The 21,757-nt window shown below is 42.7% G+C and carries 13 protein-coding genes and 1 riboswitch; of the genes, 3 read left to right on the top strand and 10 right to left on the bottom strand.

Annotation, left to right across the window (positions count from 1 at the left end; genetic code table 11):
• The 6 genes from BUC22_RS05930 to BUC22_RS05905 all read right to left on the bottom strand — a co-directional run bounded on the left by BUC22_RS05930 (position 1) and on the right by BUC22_RS05905 (position 13,607).
• Entirely contained in the window at positions 1–8,469 is an 8,469-nt protein-coding gene (locus BUC22_RS05930) for an InlB B-repeat-containing protein (protein WP_013379378.1), read from the bottom strand.
• 340 nt (positions 8,470–8,809) lie between these two features.
• Positions 8,810–10,048, bottom strand: a complete 1,239-nt coding sequence (locus BUC22_RS05925) for a tyrosine-type recombinase/integrase (RefSeq protein ID WP_013379377.1) — start codon at positions 10,046–10,048, stop codon at positions 8,810–8,812.
• Between the two features lie 424 nt (positions 10,049–10,472).
• On the bottom strand, positions 10,473–11,171 hold the full coding sequence (locus BUC22_RS05920; protein WP_013379376.1) for a GntR family transcriptional regulator: 699 nt from the start codon (positions 11,169–11,171) through the stop codon (positions 10,473–10,475).
• 11 nt (positions 11,172–11,182) lie between these two features.
• Positions 11,183–11,887: a GntR family transcriptional regulator gene (locus BUC22_RS05915; protein ID WP_013379375.1), complete on the bottom strand. Its 705-nt coding sequence runs from the start codon at positions 11,885–11,887 to the stop codon at positions 11,183–11,185.
• Positions 11,880–12,548, bottom strand: coding sequence for a cobalamin B12-binding domain-containing protein (locus tag BUC22_RS05910; RefSeq protein ID WP_013379374.1), 669 nt, complete (start codon positions 12,546–12,548; stop codon positions 11,880–11,882). The genes BUC22_RS05915 and BUC22_RS05910 overlap by 8 nt, the downstream gene beginning before the upstream one ends.
• A 129-nt stretch (positions 12,549–12,677) precedes the next feature.
• Complete coding sequence (locus tag BUC22_RS05905; protein WP_013379373.1) at positions 12,678–13,607, bottom strand: DMT family transporter; 930 nt, start codon at positions 13,605–13,607, stop codon at positions 12,678–12,680.
• A 282-nt stretch (positions 13,608–13,889) separates the two neighbouring features.
• Here BUC22_RS05905 and BUC22_RS05900 point away from each other — a divergent pair, with 282 nt between their 5' ends.
• The 3 genes from BUC22_RS05900 (at position 13,890) to BUC22_RS05890 (ending at position 17,403) form a co-directional block, all read left to right on the top strand.
• Positions 13,890–15,299, top strand: coding sequence for a trimethylamine methyltransferase family protein (locus BUC22_RS05900; RefSeq protein ID WP_013379371.1), 1,410 nt, complete (start codon positions 13,890–13,892; stop codon positions 15,297–15,299).
• Positions 15,300–15,373: 74 nt separating this feature from the next.
• A complete protein-coding gene (locus BUC22_RS05895) occupies positions 15,374–16,399 on the top strand; it encodes an EamA family transporter (RefSeq protein ID WP_013379370.1) in 1,026 nt (341 codons plus the stop codon).
• A gap of 29 nt (positions 16,400–16,428) precedes the next feature.
• Positions 16,429–17,403 (top strand): EamA family transporter, encoded by a 975-nt coding sequence (locus BUC22_RS05890; protein ID WP_013379369.1) that lies wholly within the window; start codon positions 16,429–16,431, stop codon positions 17,401–17,403.
• A 135-nt stretch (positions 17,404–17,538) separates the two neighbouring features.
• Here BUC22_RS05890 and BUC22_RS05885 read toward each other — a convergent pair whose 3' ends face one another.
• The 4 genes from BUC22_RS05885 to BUC22_RS05870 form a co-directional block, all read right to left on the bottom strand.
• Positions 17,539–18,081: a GNAT family N-acetyltransferase gene (locus tag BUC22_RS05885; protein ID WP_013379368.1), complete on the bottom strand. Its 543-nt coding sequence runs from the start codon at positions 18,079–18,081 to the stop codon at positions 17,539–17,541.
• A gap of 150 nt (positions 18,082–18,231) precedes the next feature.
• Entirely contained in the window at positions 18,232–20,355 is a 2,124-nt protein-coding gene (locus BUC22_RS05880) for a sensor domain-containing protein (protein WP_013379367.1), read from the bottom strand.
• Positions 20,356–20,371: 16 nt separating this feature from the next.
• Positions 20,372–20,458: riboswitch (cyclic di-GMP riboswitch) on the bottom strand.
• Positions 20,459–20,555: 97 nt separating this feature from the next.
• Positions 20,556–21,200, bottom strand: coding sequence for a redox-sensing transcriptional repressor Rex (locus tag BUC22_RS05875; RefSeq protein ID WP_013379366.1), 645 nt, complete (start codon positions 21,198–21,200; stop codon positions 20,556–20,558).
• A 158-nt stretch (positions 21,201–21,358) separates the two neighbouring features.
• The gene (locus BUC22_RS05870) at positions 21,359–21,709 is read right to left on the bottom strand and encodes a P-II family nitrogen regulator (protein ID WP_041689827.1); all 351 of its coding nucleotides are present in this window, start codon (positions 21,707–21,709) and stop codon (positions 21,359–21,361) included.
• Positions 21,710–21,757 lie beyond the last annotated feature (48 nt).

The raw sequence follows: 21,757 nt of genomic DNA, 5'->3' as shown, positions 1-21,757 counted from the left end.
TTAATTCGCTACTACAGTTCCCTTGACCATGTCGGTGTAGATAGTATATGTCTCACCATTCTTCATATAAGTCAAGTATCCTCTCGCGGAAACAGTCGTACTAACCGCCAAATTTCCCAAGTTTACTGTGTAGGTATATTGATTTCCGATATTTGTTTTTCCACCTACGATTACATCAGCTGCACCTAAGGCTAATTCTTCTGGGTTTGCTACATCTGCTTTTTTTGCCACAATCCCACATTTAATTGGCGTGTAACCACCATCATCTGGAACTTCTGACCTTACAATAAAGCGTAGCTTATACAGGCCTTCACTCTGATCAATTTGAACAGGGTTCGGATCAATAGAAACCGTTGGTTGCTTTTCTACTGGAAGTTCTGAATAAGTTGCTTCAATTGATGTATCTGCTTTTAGCGTAAAAGTATAAGTTGCGTTGTAACTGATAATGGAATCACCGTTTGTATATTTCCATCCGGCAAATTGCTTGCCTTGTTCCGGCGTATTTGCAATAACTGTTACGCGGCTATTAGCATCTTTTTTCACGTTTGTTTCTTCTTCACCGTCAATTTTCCCTTTAGTGACGGTCACAGTATACTGTATTTGTTTTTGTGTATAACGGGCTTCATAGGTTGTATCCTTTTGGACATTTTGAATCTTGCCATTCACAACATTTGCTTTTATATTGCCGTCATACCAACCGACAAAGTCTCTATCCAAATAGACTGGCGCTTCTGGTACAGCCACTTCACCATTTTTATCAATGGTCTGGGGTTGTCCAATGATCGCACCTGTTACAGAGTTTTTGAAACTTACTGTTACTTTATCAGCCTGAATTTCTTCAAAATGCGCGAGATATTGTAAATTGCTGGTTCCGGCATAAATCGTAAACGTATCTTCAACTGAAACCGCGGTGTTCATGTCCTGGAGAGTCGTCCATTTAACAAATTTATAGCCAGCCTTTGGTGTTGCCTTTAATCTTGCCATAGTACCAACATTGATCTCAGCATTCACAGCATTTGAATTTTCGATGCCATTTACGCTAATACTTCCTGCACTTGCATTGAAATTCAATGCACTTACTGTAATTGTTGGTTTGCGTGTAAAGTTTGCTGTAAATGTTCCAACATCATCTTTTGTGCGCACCGTATAATCACAGGTCCTATTTGTTCCAATAATTTCGCCGCTTACATTTGTCCAAGACAAGAAATCATAATCTGAATTTGTGATTTCAGCTTTTAAGGTGATGGTATCTTTTGCATAGATTCCATCGTCTGGTTGTACTATTGATACTTTACCAATACTTGAATCACAGATAACTTTAACTTCACCTAATTTCTGAATCGTTGTTGTCTTGTCATCCTTCATCACAAACGGATATGCCGATGGGCTTTCAATATCTGCGTTATAATCCCACACACCTTCTTTTTCACTGTTCAGCGTATTAGCAAAGCGTGCTTTCTGCATGTCCGCTTTGGTCATGGCTGTGCCGATACCGCCTGTTTCACCGCAATAGTAGACACGTAATATTGTGCCTTGCGCTTCATTAGTCTGTACCGCTTTTGTTCCAGCTGTAAAGCTGTCGGTCAGTTTTCCATTTTTGTCCATAATATTGACAATCGCGGTGGTTTTTTCTCCAACGGTATAACAGTTTTCAACGGTGCCATTATTGGTATTCACTAAATTGGTAAAGCCTTCAAACCGAAGTTTTTCGACTTTAGCACTTTTAGCTAATTCATCAATAAAGTTCACGTTATTGCCAGTAATTGTATAGCCATTACCATTGAAGTTACCTTCAAATTTTGCCAGTGGTGTCCAGTCATTTACTGTGATATCATTGGTCAGTTTAAAGTATTTGCCGGTAGTATCTGTACTTTGAACAAGCTTCAGCTGTTCCGGCGTATTAATCTGCCATGGTTTTTCGGCTGTTCCATCACCTCCGTTAAAACGGTCGCTTGGGCTGCCGTAGGTCCATGTACTGTTCGGATCACCTTTGACATAGTCCATCAGGCCGCCTTTGGCGATGAAGGAGTTTTGTGAGGTGTTAACTGTTGGCGCAACAATTTGTGTCGGAGCCTCTGCATTGAAGTTTTCGACATCAACCGAGGTAAAGTACTGAATCGCATTTTGCGCTGTATTTGTGAAGGTCGCGGTTGTCCCATTCTGTAAGATCAGGCTGGCTCGGGTTGATCCCGCAAAAGTACCGTTAAAGGTTGTGCTGCCCATGAGTTTCAGGTCCGCATCTTTTGTGTTCATATCGACCGCTTCATCAATGACCGCGTCGCTTCCATTGGCAGCTCTGTTGATGACGATAGTATCGCCTGCATGTGCCGCTTCATATGCTTTGGCAATGGTGCCGAAGTATTCGGTTTTTGCACCTTCATCTTTATGCTGTACTTCTACCGGCGCGTAAGTTTTTGTCATTTCCTTATCAACGTAATATGGATAAACGTTGACCTGATCGCCTTTGTAATCTCTTGATCCATCAAAATGTGTTCCTTCAGAAATATCGGCGTCCTCAATTAACATCGGAGCGGCTATTTCTGAGCCATCTGGTTGTGTTCTAGCGTAGTAGTTTTTAGATAAATCATATACGCCGCAGCCTTTGTTGACCGTAGAGCCTAATTCAAATCCATAACGCACGTCAATGAACTGGTTATCTTGGATGGTTACATTATTCCCGCTTAGCATCTTTGAATTATCTACTGCGATAGCGCGGTTCGCGTTTTTAAAAATATTGTCTGTAATAGTAATAATTCCACTGTTATCATCAGCTACCAGTGAAAGTACAGAGGTTCTGTTACTATCATTAATTCTGTCACTGGTATATACAAATTCATTCCCGGTAATAACACTATTGTTTCCTGCTGCGTTAATACCATTTCGGAAGCTGAAGTTTACCTTATTGTTAACAAAGCTCAGTTTGCCTGTATTTTCAACGCCAGCACCCATTACAATATTTCCACCGTAATTTATGCCCTCGGCCGGATTAAAGCTACAGCCTTCAATGGTTAATTCTGCTGATTTTTTGTCTGAATAGAAAGTGGATGCTCCTTCTTTTGTTGTGACAAAGTTCAGGTTTTTAACCGTTGTTTGAACATTTTCCTGTGCTGCTGAAAAAATGATGTTATTACCATCGCCACCGTCAGCGCTTCTCTGCAGTGTTGTCAGTAATGCGCCACTGTCGGATACTGTCCCTTCAAATGTCAGGTCTTTTCCACTTGGAATGGTGATACTGCTTGATAACGTCTGGATACCCTCGGAAATTACAATATGATCTTTAGTTTCTGCGTCAGCAACAGCTTCAGGGATCGTTAAGTAATTTCCTTTTAAATTCCCTGTACTGTCCTTTACTTCAACCGGTACTAAAGGTCTCTTCATTTCTTCGTCAGCGTAATATGGCAATGCATCGATTTTTGCATTACCTTCTGATATGACAATGACAGAGCTGTCTTCTGCTTTACCATAGGTTGTCACTGGCAGCTTGCCATTCCAGTAGTTTAAGCTAAAGTCAAGTGACCCTTCATCTGGTATTGTGTCAAATTTTGCCATTTGATCTTTATCTTCACCTGGCTCTAAGTCTCGAATTATTTTATTGTTTGTAACAGTCATTGAGTCGACCTTTGCAAACTTGCCAAAACGCATGGCGCGTCCGCCGTTCGCTACATCCTGATCCCAGTCTTTAAAGGTATTACCGGTAATCATTACATCCCCTGCGGCTGTGCCCGGAATTTGCAATGCGCTATGATTGGTATTTTCAATGTAATTACCAGTAATGGTTGTTGTTCCACTGACCGTAAAAACATTAATCCCGCTGGAGTCACCATTGGCAACACCAGAAATACGATTGTTTTTGATGGTGCAATTCTGAACTGGTTGATTATCTGCTAAATTAAAGTGAATAGCTGATACATTTTTTTCACTATTATTTAACTCATTCGCGATATTTTCAAACACATTGTTTTCAATCGTGATACTATTCAAATTAGGGTCATTCCCCCAACCAACTGAATAGATGCCGCTTTTTGTAAATTTTAATCCTTTAATACTGATTGACTCACTACTGTTCTTATCTTGTCTGGTGATATTGATACCACCTTTTAAGATTGCTTCTTCGCCTCTGCTGGAGGGCAGATCATTATCTCCATTCGGGTTAATATCCGCATTTGGCCCAACAAGGTTCACAGCTTTATTTAAATTAATAGCTTCATCATAGATGCCAGCGCCAACGGTAATCGTATCACCAGAATCAGCTGCGTTTATTGCTTCCTGAATGGTTGCGTATGGTGTATCAGTGTTTTCATTGTAGACAGTCAGGATTTTAATTTTTGTTTGGTCGCCGCCTACAAGCTGACTTTCATCATTTGGAATTTTTACGTTGATTGCCGTTGTATTTTCAGAGGTGCAATTATACAGATAAAGAATACCAGAACGCATCTCGCCAATAAGTTCACCTCGGTAAGTGTAGTCTGGGTCTACATAGATCGGCGTTGAAATTCTAATGGTACTATTTTTAACGCTACAATTATAAACTTTTACGTTTCCGTTTGTTGCTGTACCGATAACACCGCCAGCATCACCGGTGCAGTTCTCTGCTATGTCAATATTATTCCCATGACAATCTGTAACATTGGCATTTGACTCGATAAAGCCGATAACACCACCAACATTATCACCACTTGTCATAAACACACCAGTATTGACACTACTGTTGGACAGATTAATACTTTCAGCAGATCCAATGACACCACCAATAAAGTTACCAGCTGCTGTATCTCTATCAGAATTATAGGAAAAGCTTTTAACAGAAACACTATCTACCATGCCAGTTAACAATCTACCAACAAGGGCACCAGCGTAATTACCTCCATAAAGACCACCTGGTCCACCATTGTATAAGCTCTTTCCAATAATCTCCACTTTGTCAAATGTTATATTTCTTAATGCGTTGTTATTATTGGCCGTTCCAAACAGTCCAAGGTAATTTTCACCTGGCCTATTAATATATAAATTGGAAATGGTTTTTCCCTGTCCATCAAAATTTCCTTTGTACTCATGACCTTCTACCCCTACGGGTAACCATTCGTCATTATGGAAATCAAGATCGTTGCCTAATTTAATCGTTACTTTTAAAGTATCAATGCTTCCTTTATTAATCTGCTGCGATAACCAGTAGAATTGGGCTGGCGTTTTAACCGTATAAGATACTTCATCTGCTCTGAAAAGGTTCATATCTGGTCTTATTTCTTCACCCAGATAAACAAATGAGAGTTTATCTTTTGCAACCTTCTGGTCATTTTGCTTAATGACACTGGTATCATATTCTGTACCGAAAAGTTTCTCGACAGTAATATGTTGATTTTCAACAAAGGCATCACTGTTAACCAGTGCTAAATTCGCACCTTTTTTAACCATAACGGCAGCATTTGTTCCCGCGTTCAGGTCACTGAGTGTTACTTTTTTACCTTCAGCCACTGTAATATTTCCGTCTAAAACGCAATCACCTTCTGTATTTTCCGCTTTCTTCAGAGTGACGGATTGTTCGATGTTCAGGTCTTCCGCATAGATTCCTGCCGGAATCAGAATCGTATTGTTCCGGTTCGCATCATCAATGGCTGCCTGAATAGTTGGGTAGGTTCTGTTTTTATTTTGATTCTTGATCATTGTTGAAAAATCATTCCAATAAACGGATCCATTCTCCAAATCACTTTGTACAAACGCATCCGGCAGATTTACCTCGATGTTATCATTTGAATTATATTTATCGGATACAATTTGATAAGTTTCCCCAAAGCGATAGGGTGCCTTTAACGTGAACAGAGTATCATCAGTCACACCGTTCCCTTGATCCACATTAACCCCATACCACCCATTTCCGCTGGTATACAGGCCTGTGGCAGTTACGGTAGAGCCGTTGACAACTACGCCTGCGGCGGCATTACCCTTTGAGGTGATGTTCTTCATGGTTACGTCAGCAGACTGCACAATGTTGATACCATGTCCGCTGGCTCCATCAATATTTCGAGCGTCCTGTACAGTAAGGTTTTCCAACACGACTGGACCTGTGACCCTGTCAATGTTTATAAGAGAACCTTGTTCACCGCTTGTCGCCTGAGCAGGACTCCAGGTATCATCACGCATAATGACAACGCTCCCCATGCCTCTTAAGGTTAATGGTTTTTCAACTTTTAAGGTTGATTCTAAATTGTATGTGCCGGGCGCGATCTCAATAATATCTCCATTAGCAGCATTAGACACCGCTTCCTGAATGCTTCCATAATATTGAGTGCTTCCGTCTGAGTTTTGAATTCTCGCAGCTGCTATAATGAACTGATCATTATCCGATTTTGTACAGTATTTTGGGTTTTCCTGCACTTTACAATTTTCGGTTACTGTTCCTGTATAATCATAACCGAAAACAGTGACCTTTAAGGGCAGACCATGCCCCCAGCCACCAATGGTGCCATAGGAGCCACCGGTCGCATTGATGTCGCCGGCATTGCTACAATTGACAATCGTAACTTCTACAGACGAATTTTCCGTCGATCCCCAAAAAGTTCCGACATTATATGGCGCGGTAATATCAAGGTCCATTACACAATTTTCAAAATTGAAGAGACCGCCTGGAGTGATAGAACCAAAAAGTCCACCCCCGAAGAAGGTATTGTCCGCAGACAATTTCCCACCTAATGTTGAATCTTTTACAATTGTTGTCCCACTGGCGCTGCCAGCTAGCAGACCAAGATAACCACCGTTTGTGTAAATGTCACAGTTTGTCAGATTCAGATTCTGAAAAGTCGCGTCTGTCACGCGGTTAAATAGTGAGCCACTATTGTTGAAAGCGTCGACGGTAATGTTTTTGATTTCATTCTCTTTTCCATCAAAAGTTCCTGAAAAAACGTTTGTGTTATCACCCAATGCTCGGAACTTGTACCCCTGCGCATCTATTGGGTTTTGAATTTCAATGGTTCCTGTAAAGGGCCCGTTTCCAGCTACCATCACATACTGTAAAAACTGGAGCTGGTTAACAGTCGAAATTTTATAAACATTATTTTCGGGTGTTGGAAGGCCGATAATCTGCCCGTTATTTTTGAACTGGTCAATATTATTGATCCAGCCGCTGTCTATAGTGCTGATATCAAGAGTTCCGTTATTTATTAGTTTACCACTCAATTCAACCTTTTTTCCATTAGAGATCTTGAGCGTTTTACCCGGTTGGATTTCAACATTTGCTTTTAATGGAATCGTCAAATCATCAGTTACGGTGATATCGTCCGTGATAAGGATTTCTACCCAATTGTCTGTTGTATCTGATAAAATCCTTTTTAATTCTGCATAAGTAGCTGCCTCTTTTGTTCCATCATCTCCCTTAACAACGGTATATATTCCACCGGAATCTTTTTTTACAATATAAGGTTTGCTGACATAATCAGTTGGATCTTTATCCCATGTGCCGCCAGTAACATTAACGACAGTGTCAAAATGACCGGTCTGAATCTTTATGTCCATATCATGATTGGTTGTAAATTTACCGGCCGAGATCTGAGCATTACCAATGCCTCTGGAATCACCGCACCAGACAGGATAACCTCGATTGGTCGATATTTCAGGCTCAGAGAGTCCGTCCTTTTTCTCTATAGCAAGGTTACCTCGGTTATGAATGGCTGCCGCGCCATTGTCCCAACCACCAGTAGCAGGTGAGTTTGTTTTAATAGTACCGCTATAAATAGTTGTTTTTCCATAATTAGTGATGGCGTTACCTTTTGTTGACTGGATAGTTCCTCCCTCAACGATCAGTGTCGCATTAAATTCATTAGAAACTGTTGGCACACAAATATTTGGATTTGCGGCAGTGTTTTCTATTTTACCGGTTTTATCCGCACTACTATCTTGAATCGTCAAAACACCAAAATTGCCAATAATCTCTTCATCATTATAGTTGTTTCCGCTTGCAAGATCGCCAGTAATCGCCCAACCATTCAAATCAAGGATTATCTGTGCATCTTGTCTCACTAAAAAAATATCATTGGCTTGTGCATGTCCTTGAGCATTATTCGTCGTGATTATACCAAGATCAACATCTGCCAATAGCTGAACGGTATGCACTCCCGCAAGCGCGTTAAATGCTGTCAGAAATGTTGCCTGATCTGTATAACCCTGATCATCAATTTTTGCAATCACTTCTCCATTTGTTGTTGGTGTCTGCAGTAATGCCGACTGCTCCTTTTGTAACGAATTGTCTGTTGTATTTTCTTCTGTTGTCCCTGTTTCCTCATCCACCAGTGCCGGCGCCTCGACGGCTGGTGTCTGTTCTTCTGCTGGCTCCTCAGCTGGCGCTTCGACGGCAGGTGTTTTGGTCTCGTCGGCCGGAGCGGTTAATTCTTCTGCAAACACTGAGAAATTCATGGACATGAATACCATCAATACTGCGAGCAGCATTGATATGGTCTGTTTTAATTTAGACTTTCTCACTTTCTTTTACCTCCTGTTTGAATCCCTAATCCCATATACTTTCACACATTTTTGTTGCAGGCTTCACCTCTTTCTTTACCTTAACGTAAATTTAATTTTAATATCGTACACTATGTACGATTTGGGTTGAGAAATGGGCGGAGGAATAGGCCATCCTCCGCGATTACAAAAAGTTTTATATTCTAGAGTTGCCATCTCTGAATATCAGAATAAAAGTACAATGATGCGTAAACTAAGAAGTCTTGAATTTACTCGTGAAATAGTACCATTTCACGAGTTTTAATCGCTAACTCCTTTATTTACACCATCCTGATAGATTTCGACCATTTTTTTGACCATTTTATTTTTCTTTATCTATTGGAATCTCTGATAATTTATTCATTTCAATACGATCCTGTTCTGTCAGAGGATGGATGTAGCTCTTTAATGTGACAGTAATATTGGAGTGCCCCAAAAGCCTGCTTAGGACAGCTAACTGCATATTTTTACTTGCGGCCCTTGTGGCAAATGTGTGCCTTAAAATATGGAAATTCCTTTTCTTGATACCTGCATTTTTTAAGACATCTGCAAAATAGGTTTGATAAACTCTTGGATCAATAAATGATCCTTTTTTACTTAAAAAAACAAACTCTCCTTTCACCGAAAGGATTGCCTCATAGCCCTTTAGCAATGTATAAATCTCATGATTCATTGGAATATTCCTTTCAGAATAATAGGATTTCGTTCCTTCAAAAATCATTGTCGTTTTTTTACCACCAGCCTCTTCTGATGTGTTCACACGATGAACAGCGTCGCGCACCATCATTGTTTTTTCCTCAAAATCAATATCACACCACCGAAGAGCCGCTAATTCTCCAAGCCGTACGCCTGTTTTTAACGCCAACAGAACAGCTGTCGCCTTTACCTTGTCTTGGTCACAGTACAAGGTTTTCTCAAGCTTCTGATATTCTTCTTTGCTAAAAACATCCATTTTCCTTTTCTTTGCTGCGGGAATACACACATCTATACAAGGATTGACCGTGATAATCCCTAATTTCACAGCTTGTTTAAGTGCAGAAGATAAAATAGAAATATGGCGTCTGACCGTTGTGCTTGACAACGCCTTTTGATGGTGGCTTAATTTTGCTTTTACATAGTTTTGAATAACGTCACTGGTTACTTCCTGCAGCCTATAGTCACCTATTGTAGGAATCAGATGATTATAGACAACACTGCTATATTGTGTATAAGAGGATTTCTTGATTTCTGTTTTTTTGCTGTTTTCAAGCCAGTCCGTCAGCCATTCCCGCAAAAAGGCAGAATACTCCTCAGAGTTTATAATTTCCTTTTCTTGAAATTTTTCAGTTATGACACCACTGGAATTTTTACGCTTCCTGTTTTTTCTTAAGACTCTTTGCAGTTCAACTTCTTCAAAATTTTCTTTTTCACAACATTCTAATTTTTCAACTACCTTCTGATAGGTTTTTGCATATAAATACCGATAGACTGCCTTGCCATAAATATTGTTATAACCTACAATACACCGCGCTTCATAACGCCCATCCGCTCTTTTTCTTACATTTTTACGGTAGTTCTTCATATCGTTTTTCCTCTCTTGGTATGACCATTATTTTGACCATACTTTTGTCAATTATATCTAAAACAAAGGGCAAGAAATGGATTTGTATGGTGTTTTTTCTATTTTACACGTAAAAAAGTGCGTGCATTTATTTTACAAAGATGATATAATATCCCCAACTGGTAGGATTAATAGTTTTCTTATCGAAATTTGGAACAAACTTCACTCGTGAAATGGTACTATTTCACGAGTTTTTTCTTTTTTGCACAAGTTTCTACAATCAAATTGATGCATTATTTTCGAACGCACTTTTTAAGAAAACTAAAAAAGCAGTATACGTCGTTTCGGCGTATACTGCTATACATTGTCTTATTTACTAAAAATATTATTTTAATACTATATGCAGAATTTTCAGCAAAAATTCTACATTACTTCATCCTCCACTTCATACGCCATTCCGGCTCGTGGCCACTACCTGTATACTGTCCGCAATGGTGTAGGTCTGACCAACGGCTACCAATTGGTCGTATTTATCGTAGTATTTCTGCTTAAAATAAAACACCGGGGTGTTCTCAGAGATACTCAAGGCGTTTATGATGTCCTGGGTTGGACGGATCATACGGATTTCAAGAGTCTTGTTAATTTCCTTTTCCAGAAAATAGTCGATCCGGCGCAGGTTGTCGTAATAAAACATTTTCTTAGTGTCACCGCTGAAGTGGTGCAGAAGGTATTTAATATCATAGGATACCGGCGCGTCCAGATAGGAATTGAAGGTTCGGCGGATTTTAATGGTCTGGATCTGCTCGCTGCTCTGGCTGTCAAATTCCTCCAGGCCATTGAAGTCAAAAATTTGAGAGATACTCAGGATTTTGGTGTCCAGAATGGTCTCCTTAATATTGGTGATCTCATTAAAAAACATATGGAACAGATCGTTTTCGCTCTCCTTAACATAGCAGCCGGAACGCTCCCGGGTCTCGATATAACCTTCATTAGACAGGATGGACAGGCTGTTACGCACAGTAATGCTGCTCACGTTATAGATTTTGGTCATTTCCTTGATGGAGGGCAGCTTATCCCCGGCGACCAGTTTATTATTGATGATCTTATTCTTTATGTCCTCTACGATGTTTTCATATTCTTTCACAACGATCCCTCCTACTCTGTTTTGGCAAAAAACCGTGTTTTATCCGGCAGGATATAAAGCTTGCCCCATCCAAAGGGCAAACCGCTCTGGTCATAGACATTAAGCTCGACGAGCATGAGGATACTGCCCACTGGAATCCTGAGCTTTTCGGCCACATCCGCATCGGCATTGACACCTTTGATCCGCAGGTCCTGGTACATCTCATAAACAGAAATCTTGTTTTTAACCAGCTCTGAGAAATCTTTGTATTTCAGACTTTTCTCTGAAATATTGATCCCGGCAAAGTAGGGCAGATATTTTTCGTCATAGGCGATGGGCAGCCCATCCTCATAAATCAGCCATTTTAAGGCCACAACCCTTTCATTGGGTGCGATGTTCAGATTGTAAACCATGTAAACATCCGGTGTTACCAGACTGGATGAGATCAGCTTGGCTTCGTCATAACCATTGTTAAAAATAGTTTTACAGCTGTAACGCATGGAAAACTTATTTTTCTTGACATTTTTGATGTAGTTACCCTTCCCCTGAATGGAGTAAAGATACCCCTCTGATAGAAGTACTGAGATAGCTTTTCGGACGGTTATCCGGCTGGCGCCGTATTCAGAGCAGAGGCATGTCTCTGAGGGCAGAGGGTCGTTGTCTTTATAAACATTGGTGTAAATTTTATGCTTGATATTTTCAATGATTTCTTCGTATTTGAATTTAGAATTACTCATTGCTTTTATCCTGTCTTTTTTCGTTAAACAGCTTTTTCAGACGGATACACTCTGTAACGCCATCCTTGGCTGTCTTGGCAAATGCATCGGCACCGGAAATGGCTGCAATGTCGATATTGACCATAGCGCCGCCGATAATGGTGGTAATGTCCTTTGTTACGGGATCACTCTTAATCAGGTCAATGGCCCGCTGAATGGCGCCCACAGTGTTAGTCAGAACTGCGCTGATACCAATAATGCTGGGGTGGCAGCGCCTCGCCTCCTCCACAAAACGCTTGGCTGGCACGTCCACTCCCAGATCGATTACGTTAAAACCGACTGAAACGGCCAAAGAATGGAAGATCGTCTTTCCGATATCATGGATATCGCCTTCAATGGTTCCCAGAAGGATCGTGTCTGCAAAAACCTCCTCCTGCTGGCTTGCCGGAAACTGCATTCCCTCCATGTTCAGTATATCCTCAAAGATAACGCCAGCCATCATCAGGTCCGAGATGCTGTATTCTCCGCGCTCGTAAAGCAGTCCCACCTTGTCCAGGCCGTCGTTGACGGCATTGACAATTTCCATAGGGGCAGCCCCAAGATCCAGCGCCCGCTCTACAATGCGGGTCACCATTTCATCTTCCAGCTCTACGACTTTTTCGGTCAATGCTGTTAAGTTCATTCGCTTGCCTCCTGTATATCATAATTATATGCTCAAACTTGTTCTTTATTTTTACTGATTATATCATAATTTAGAATTCATTGACACTGCAAAGCCTTCTCCCACCTTTATCAGCATCATTTTCCTGTTTTATCCTTCGCCTTTGCTCTCAATATACTGCATATAGACAATGGCGCTGACGGATATGACCATCCCGATGATCTGAACGGCTGAAAGCCTCTGCGCATAGAGAAAGAACCCCGCAGTGGCCGCGACGGTCGGCTCCAGAACATAGGTCATGGAGGTATAAGACGCGTCTATGAAATTATAGGACGCTGTGGTGGCGCCATAAGAAATGGCAACATTGACAAAGTACAGCAGCAGCACAAGCCACAGCATAGCGCCGTGCTGGATGGTAATACTGCCCAGCTCCTTAAAAAGATCCCAAACCGAATAATTGAAGGAATAGACGATTATGGCTCCCAGACAGGTGTAGGTCTGGACCACATAAAAGGGGATCTCTTTCTGTATATGAAAATAGTCGATAGTATAGGCAAAAGCCAGGCTCACCGTCACTGAGACACCCCAGAAAATGCCGATGGTCGTAATATCGCCGTCTCCTCCTGAGAATATTTCAAGGACAAACAGGATTCCAACCAGACTGATCAGACAGCAGATGACCTTTTTAACGGTAATTTTTTCTTTAAAAAGCAAACGCATCAGAAGTACCAGCACCACAGCGTTGGAAAAATTAAACAGTGAGGTGATGGCCAGGGGCAGGCTTTCGATGGCTTTTACATAAGTATAATTGTAAGTGGAGTACAAGAGCCCGCCACTCAGGCAGATGGTTGTCAGGTATAAAAGCTTATTTTTTAGGATCAGGCTTTTAGGATTCTTGGCCAGTGTCACTGAAAAAAAACATACAAATACAAAGAAGGGCGTTAAAATCGTCCTGCCGCTCTCACTGAGACCAATGAAATCAAAATAGTTAAAAAAGATACCGAAGATGCCAGTAGTAACAGCGCCGGCACAGCCCAAAAGAATCCCCAGCATTGGTTTCCTGTTTTTAAAAAGCTTCATTTCCTCACCTTATCCGCACAGCTTCTGTGCATAATATTATATGTTCAAAATACATTTTTGGTTGATTCCGCTTTTTCAAATTTTATTTATTATAACACGTTTTTAGTTTCAATCACAACAAAAAGTTTTTCATGGGTTAAATCCACCTGTTTTAAAGGTTTTCTTAGCTTTTTATTTGTAAATATATTTTTTTTAAGATTTTTCTTGACAAGCCTTCAGGATCGTATTACAATACAAATACAGTGTATAACACAATATGCACAAAATTAGGAGGAAAGAAAAATGAATTTTACTTACGAACCCTTGACTAAAAAACAGATCGAAGACGTCCATCAGGCTACCCTGGATGTGCTGGAAAAATGCGGCGTTGAAATGTGCGACGAACGTGCCCATGAAATTTTCAAAAAACACGGCGCGACAGTTGAAGGCAATATCATCAAGATTCCACCAAAGGTTGTTGAAGATTGTATGAAGCTTGCTCCGAGATCCTTCATACTGGATGCGGCCAACCCAGACCGCTCCGTCAACATCGGCGCAACGGACCGTCCCCTCATCGCTCCGAACGCTACCTCTCCCTTTATCATTGACGAAGAGTTCAAACGCCGCAAGGTCAATTTTGATGACATGCGCAATTTCTTCAAGCTGTCTCAGAGCAGCAGCTGTGTCGATATCGGCGGGCAGCTGATCGTATTCCCGACAGACAACTGCACCTACAAGGAAGGCGTTATCACCGCCATCTATGAATACTTCCTGCACATGGACAAACCCATGAACCTGTGCTCTGTTGACCGCAACACCATTGACATGACCATGGAAATGATGCACCTGCTCACAGAAAAGGAAGGCGGCTATCCCCTGTTCGCGTCTCTGTCTCCTATTTCTCCGCTCCGCTTTGACGAAGAACTCTTGGACGGCTTGTTCTACGCGGCTGAAAAGAATCAGGTCATGGAGGTTACCCCTTGCTCTGCAGCCGGCCTGACCGGACCGATTACCGGCATCGACAACGTGGTTCTGACCAACGCAGAAAACGTGGCCATGTTCACATTGATCCAGCTCATCAATCCGGGCCTGCCAGTGGTTTATTCCACCTATACCTGCATTACTGACATGCGTACCCTTCAGCTCTGTACCGGCGCTTCTGAAAGCATTAAGATGTGCGCCATGGCCCGCCAGATGGCCGGATACTATGAAGTGCCCTTTGATATGCCGTCCGGCAGCACCGACGCCAAAAATTGCGACGTCCAGGCTGCCCTCGAATCGACAACTGCCATCATGAACGCCTTTGCTGCTAAGCTGGATATCGCCATGTTTATGCTGGGCAGCCTCGACAGCTTCAACAGCGCCAACTACCGCAAATTTATTCTGGATGAAGAAATCATCAAGCATGTTCAGGCTTATATTAAGCCGGCCAAGGATATGAATATTGATAAAACCGTTGACCTGATCACCGAGGTTGGGCAGCACGGTACCTATGTCAAACATAAAAACACGCTGCGTAACTACCGCAAGGAACACAGCTTTCCGGATTTCGGTGTCCGTAGCACCTACGAGGAATATGTCATCGAAAACAAGGATATCACACAGCGCATCGACGATCAGCTAAAGAAACGGATGGATTCTTACGTTGCGCCTGAAATTCCAGAAGACAAAAAAGTCAAAATGAAAGAAATCTTTGAAAAATATATAGACTAAGCATTTTAAGGAGACCCTGCAAAAGGGGTCTCCCTGCTCCCACTGGTTTTTAAGTTCTTATAAAGGAGAAAAAAATGGACGCAAAGAAAAGAAAAGGCGTCGGGTTTGGTATCTTTCTGGCGTGTAGCTCCGCGGTTGCGACTGGTACCTTTGGCATCTTTCTGCACTACCTGTCGGCCTTTGGGCTCAGCGATGATACGGTTACCCTCATCGGCCCGGTATTTATGTTTATTGCTTTTTTACTGATCGCGCTCATCAAGGACCGCAGGCTGCTCCTAGCGCCGAAAAAGCTGTATTATTTTACAATGATTGTGGTCAGCGGTTTTGTTTTGTATCCGCTGTATAATTTTACTTATGTACGTGTATTCGCCAATCTGCCCATGGCCATCGCTTCCCTGTTCCACTTCTCAAATTCCATCGTTTTGGTGTTTTTGATGCGGATTCTGTTTAAGCAGAAGATCACTAAGGAAAAACTGATCTGCTGTGTGCTGGCCATTGTCGGTATTATGCTGGTGCTTCAGGTTATTACCTTCGGCGCTGTAGCGCCGGATGACAGTGTCCCAATCACGAGCATGGGAATCTTCTGGGGCGTGGCGGTTGCCTGTGCCCTGGCGTTTGTTTATTCCATTGACTATTTCCACATCAGCCATGATGTGCCGGTTATCACCACTCAGATTTATGCCTGCCTGTGCAGCTCCATCATCCTGCTGATCACCTCTAATCCAGCGGCGGTCGGCCAGAACATCATGGAATCTGTTTCCGCAAACGGCGCCATCGTCATTGTGGTTGCCCTTGTTTACTGTGCGGTGCTCATGTGGTCTTACTATTCTATTACGGCCTGTTATAACTATATCGACGCCTCCTACGGCGCGCTCACTTTTGTTCTGGAACCCAGTGTCGCGGCCATTCTTGGCTTTATTATACTGCACGAAACGCTGACGCCGCTCCAGATGCTGGGGATCGCCATTGCGGTTTGCGCCATTGTTTATATGCAATACTCCGAGGGCAAACGTGAAAAGGCCGAGCTTGCCGCCCAGGCCAAAGCCACAAATCTCAACCAGGATTCTGCAAATGCCAATCCTGAAGTTGACGTCGAATAGCCTTTATGTCCAAAGGAGTGTGAAAGATAATGTCTCTTTTCAGGCATAAAGGCGCCGCCTACGGCGTCCTGCTGGCCGCTTCCTCCGCGGTGGCTACCGGTACCTTTGGTGTGTTTCTGAACTATTTTGACAGCCTTGGCATTTCCGAAAACGCCATGTCGACTTTTACGCCGCTGGCTGTCTTATCTTTTTACCTTATCTACACACTTGTCACACATCCAAAGGTTCTCAAGCTGCCCAGGAAGCTGTTCTATTTTACCCTCATTGTGTGCAGTGGAATGATCGCATCGCCTATTTATATTTATACCTCGATCCGGTCTTTTAACACGCTGCCCATCGCTGTCGCCTCGCTGTTGGATTTCTCGAACGCCATTGTTCTGGTTTTTCTGATGCGCATCTTTTTTAAATCGAAGATTACCAAAGAAAAGGTGATCGCCTGTGTCATTGCCGTTTTTGGAATGGTGCTGGTACTCAATCTTTTCGGCACTCATGTCAGCGATATTACAACCATTGGTATTTTCTGGGGGCTGGCCAACTGTTTCAGCTTAGCTTTCGCCTACCTTTTTGATTATTTTCACATTTCAAACGGCGTTTCTTATCTGGCCTATCTGGTCTATTCCAACGCTATGGGCCTCATCGTTTTTTCCTTTAAGACCACGCCAGCCGAGGTGTTCCGGGAATTCGCGGCCGCTGCCCCTTCAGGCGGCCTGACCATGTGGCTCATGCTGTTCGGCTACTTTGCCGTTCTGGTCATCTCCTATGGGACCATCGCCGTTTCTTACAATTATATCGAAGCCTCGACGGCTTCCCTGACCTTTGTCCTTGAACCCACCACAGCCGCGCTTTTGGGCTTTCTCGTCCTGAGCCAGCATCTCGGCTCCCTCCAAATCGTCGGGATGGTCATTGCTGTGTGCGCCATTGTCTATATGCAGTATACTGGTGACAAGGCCGATGAAGCCCAGGCAAAACGGAATGAAAAGAAAAAAGCGGTTCAAAACGAGTGATAAATCTGGAAATGAAAAGAAAAAAATGGCAGCCGTACCGATTGAGGTATAGGCTGCCATTTTTTGATTTTAAAGGTAAAATCGCTTCATAACTTTTTTACAATCTTTTGCAGAAATTCTTTAAATTATGGTATTTCAGCCTTTCCTGTATATACGATAGTAATAATAGCTGTCACTTCCCATATTAGGTTGAATATGTCCAATAGGGGTCCTTTTTTCAAATAATTCAAAACCACAGCTATCTGCCAGCTTGCAGGAAGGTGTATTTATACAATCGATCGTTAAAATTAAATAGGGAACATCTGACACTTGAAAACACCAGTTAACAAGAGCAGTTACTGCCTTTTTTGTATAGCCTCTGTGTTGATACTTCTCGCTCATGAAGTATGCAACCTCAACTTCGTTTAATGTATCTTCAAGTCCCATACCAACCATTCCAATTAGTTCGTCTGTTTTTTTTAACACAATAGCATATCGTTTGTTTTCAAAAATATCCGTTGATGCTTTCTTTGTTTGCAGCCAATCTATAAATCCATAAAAATCTTCAGGATTTTTGGCATTCTCAGACCAATCTTTCATAAACTTGACAATTGCACTTTCGCGCACAATGCTATGAAGAGGCTCGGCATCTTTTCGACGAAAATCCCTGATCAATATCTCATTTAATTCTATCTGCATAAAGCTGTACTCCTTGCCGCTCTTAAAATAAAGACTGCACCTATATTTTTTCAAAACGATTTATAAACCCTGATCCTTAAAAACACCATTGCTACAAGGCAGGTCATAAAGTTAACGCGTCAAAAAAGAGCTGTGCCACTCAGCTCTTTTTTAGATATTCTCTTTTAAAAATTGTTTTTCGAACTCATCTACCGGCATGGGTCTGGAATAATAATAGCCCTGGGCCGCCAGACATCCGCAGTCATTCAGGAAGGCTGCCTGCTCGTTGGTCTCCACACCCTCGGCAATGACCTGAAGCTTCAGATCATTGATCATGCCAATGGTATGCTCAATGATGGTCTTGCCCTTCTGGGTCGCCACACTCTCGTTAAAGAATTCACGATCCAGCTTGATGGTGTTGACCGGAACATTTTTAAGCATATTGAGTGAGGAGTAGCCTGACCCAAAATCGTCCATTGAAAAGGCGATTCCCTCCTCTCTCAAGCGCTCCATGCCGCGGTACAGGTCTACAGTGTTCTCCACAAAGCTGCTCTCGGTCAGCTCGACCTCCAAAAACTTTTTGGGAATATCGTACCTTCGAATAATGTTCAGCAGCTTTTTATAAAAATTCGGGTTGTACACCTGTACTCTGGACACATTGACTGATACTGGAACTGCCACCATCCCCCTGTCCAGCCAGGATTTGATGATCCGGCAGGTCTCTTCCCAGACATATTCGTCCAGCTTGATGATAAAACCGTTGCGCTCAAAGAGCGGAATGAACCTGTCGGGGGTCAGGAACCCCCTCTCGGGGTGGTCCCACCGCACCAGCGCCTCGGCGCCGATCACCGAGCCGTTCTGCACGTTGTGCTTGGGCTGGAGGTATACCTTGAACTGGCGTTTGTTAAGGGCCTCGTCCATTTCATTTTCAATGCGCCGCTCATCAAGCTGCTTGGCTCTAAGCTTTTTATCATAAAAGGCCCACTGCTTGATCAGGCTTCCCTTTATGGTTTTCTGGGCCAGATTTGCCCAGTCGCAGAGAATACTCATCTGGATATCGCGGTCTTTCACAATACAAATTCCACAGGAGGGCATGACCTGATAGCTCTCCGAAAACTGGTTGATCTCTTTTAAAATCTTTTTTATGCGCACGAGCAGAGGATCGCCTGAAGCATAGGACATACAAAGGCAAAACACATCACTGTTCATCCGCCCAAAGGCATCCATAGTCCCCATGTTGGCCGAGATAACCGTCGCCATAAAGCGGAGCAGGCGATTGCCCTCCTCACGCCCGTACAGGTCGTTAATAAATTTAAAACGGTTGACATCCAGACGCACCACGGCAAATTTCTGGCATGGATGCTCCCTGACCAACCTCTCAGCCTGGGCGTAAAAGGTGTTGATATTGTAGATACCGGTCAGCAAATCAAACTCTGCCCTATACTTCAGAGTTTCGTGGACGCGCTTGGATTCGTCGATATTGTTCAGGGTACCGACCACCCGCTTGATGCTGCCATCCTCATTATAAAGCACATTGAAGACCACTTTGCACCAGATGTAGCGTCCTTCTTTGTTGCAAAGGCGTATCTCCATCTCCACCTGCCCGTTACTGATGGCCTCCATACTCATTTTCTGCTTTAATACATCAATATCCTTGGGGTGGACCACCTCGTCGTCAAGCCATATTTCCTTGATATCCCGTCCGTCATAGCTACCCATGAATATTTCAGAGAATTTGGGCGCATAGTAGCGCTGGCTTGTCCCAATAATCCATTCAAATACCAGGGTATTCGTCTGCTCGATGACCAGACGGTAACGCTCATCGTCCATCTGCTTTTTCTGGAGACTCTCGTTTTCTTTTTCAATGTCTTCCAGCTGCTTCTTGTAACCGATATCCATGATAAAGCAGAGCAGTATCTCATCCTCACCACCGCCAGAGACTGCCGGAAAAACCGTCAACGAAGCCCAGTGAAAATCCCCATCTACCCATAACTTACGGAACTCGCCGATAACGCTGCCCTTTCCGGATTCCAGAGTCGCGTATACTTTATCGAGATCAAAAAATTCCAAAAACCGTTTCGAATCCTCCGGGTGGATCATGTGTTCGGCCACATCGGCAACAGCCTCCGATAGTATGCCTTCTTCCGGCGGTGTCACATACTTATTCTCCACATGGTAGATAATGCGATAACGGTTTCTTGTAACGTTCAGTTCATAGAGCTCGTCGTAAATATTGCGCAAAGCCACATCGTAAATATTCTTTTCAATGTTTTTATTCATCTTCTCTTCTGCCATTTTACAGCTCCTATTGTGGTTTAACTGCAGCCCAGTTGATAGTGGTTGTTTAGGCCCTTTAGCTTTGCGTCTCTGTCTTTCAACAGATTTGCCCTGATATTAATTCTATTTATAATCAGCTTCTATTATATAATAGATTTTTTTGAAACACAACTCCTATTTTTTACAAAAAAAACAGGCTTAAAGCCTGCTTTATACATTTATTCGTCGTCGTCCTCTTCGTTAATCAGATAGGTCAGCGTGAAAAGGCTGTCGGTGATATTTACACTCTCTACCACCACGTCATCGGGCACTGTCAGGTCCAGAGGAACAAAGTTCAGAATCGCCTTGATGCCCAGTTCTACAACACGATCAGTGGTTTCCTGCCCAACCTTCTGCGGCACACTCAGGATACAGATATCAATTTTGTGGTGCGCGACAAAGGCGTCAAGATCATCCATATGGTAGACTGTTACATTGCCGACCTTCTTGCCGATCTGATCCGGGTCCACATCAAACATGGCCTTGAAATGGATGCCTTCTTCCTTAAAACGCTCATAATTGACAATGGCGTGCCCCAGGTTTCCAGAACCAATAATAATGCAGTTATACTGGAGATCAAGCCCCAGAATTTTGCGAATGGCCTCCTTCAGCTCTTTTACCTTATAGCCATATCCCTGCTGCCCGTAAGCACCAAAAGAATTCAAATCCTGCCGGATTTGTGAAGCCGTCAGCCCCATCATTGCCGCCAGCTCCTTAGACGAGATTTTTTCAATATGTTGATCCTGTAAATCGGTTAAATACTGGTAATACTTGGGCAGACGCTTAACAACTGTCATCGATACCCTTTTTGAAAAAGTTTGCATTCTGCACTCCCCTCCTGCGTCGTACTTATCCTTTTTATTATATCAAGTTGTTAAAAAAACGTCAATTTTTATGACCGAATTAATCAAAAAAGTGTCAAAGTTTTTTGAATCTTTCAGAAACCAAGCAATATGCGCCTTCGGTGTGTCTTTAAAAGCAATTAATCTGTAATATCTGACATCAGGTTAAGATGCGGGCTGCCGATCACCTTAGCGACATCCAGCACAAAAGCGATACCCATACCCGGCCTGTCAATTTCGATTTTTTTCTGGATTGAGCAGAGCACCGCGTTCCTTATGGCCGCGTCCACAAGAATCAAAACAATCTCCTTCTCCGGCTCTATGGTAATACCGAAAAACCGCGCGTTCTCATGAATCCCGGATCCGCGGCCGTACATAACAGTCGCTCCGTCAGCACCGCCTTGTTTGGCTGCGTCAATGACCTCGCCGGACATATCCTTTTCCACAATCACCACAATCAGTTCGGTCTTAATTTTATTTCTGTCTTCCATTTTTTCCTCCATCATTCGCTAAGTAATCTACATATTATATATGATTAA

This window comes from Eubacterium callanderi, assembly GCF_900142645.1.
Classification (GTDB): Bacteria; Bacillota; Clostridia; order Eubacteriales; family Eubacteriaceae; genus Eubacterium; species Eubacterium callanderi.
Note: the sequence above shows the minus strand (reverse complement) of the source record. Positions and strands in the feature narration are given on the sequence as shown.

Coding starts and splice junctions, on each gene's coding strand:
- BUC22_RS05890 (WP_013379369.1), top strand. CDS start 16,429: ATGTCTCTTTTCAGGCATAAAGGCGCCGCCTACGGCGTCCTGCTGGCC.
- BUC22_RS05895 (WP_013379370.1), top strand. CDS start 15,374: ATGGACGCAAAGAAAAGAAAAGGCGTCGGGTTTGGTATCTTTCTGGCG.
- BUC22_RS05870 (WP_041689827.1), bottom strand. CDS start 21,709: ATGGAAGACAGAAATAAAATTAAGACCGAACTGATTGTGGTGATTGTG.
- BUC22_RS05915 (WP_013379375.1), bottom strand. CDS start 11,887: ATGAGTAATTCTAAATTCAAATACGAAGAAATCATTGAAAATATCAAG.
- BUC22_RS05905 (WP_013379373.1), bottom strand. CDS start 13,607: ATGAAGCTTTTTAAAAACAGGAAACCAATGCTGGGGATTCTTTTGGGC.
- BUC22_RS05875 (WP_013379366.1), bottom strand. CDS start 21,200: ATGCAAACTTTTTCAAAAAGGGTATCGATGACAGTTGTTAAGCGTCTG.
- BUC22_RS05910 (WP_013379374.1), bottom strand. CDS start 12,548: ATGAACTTAACAGCATTGACCGAAAAAGTCGTAGAGCTGGAAGATGAA.
- BUC22_RS05900 (WP_013379371.1), top strand. CDS start 13,890: ATGAATTTTACTTACGAACCCTTGACTAAAAAACAGATCGAAGACGTC.
- BUC22_RS05925 (WP_013379377.1), bottom strand. CDS start 10,048: ATGAAGAACTACCGTAAAAATGTAAGAAAAAGAGCGGATGGGCGTTAT.
- BUC22_RS05880 (WP_013379367.1), bottom strand. CDS start 20,355: ATGGCAGAAGAGAAGATGAATAAAAACATTGAAAAGAATATTTACGAT.
- BUC22_RS05885 (WP_013379368.1), bottom strand. CDS start 18,081: ATGCAGATAGAATTAAATGAGATATTGATCAGGGATTTTCGTCGAAAA.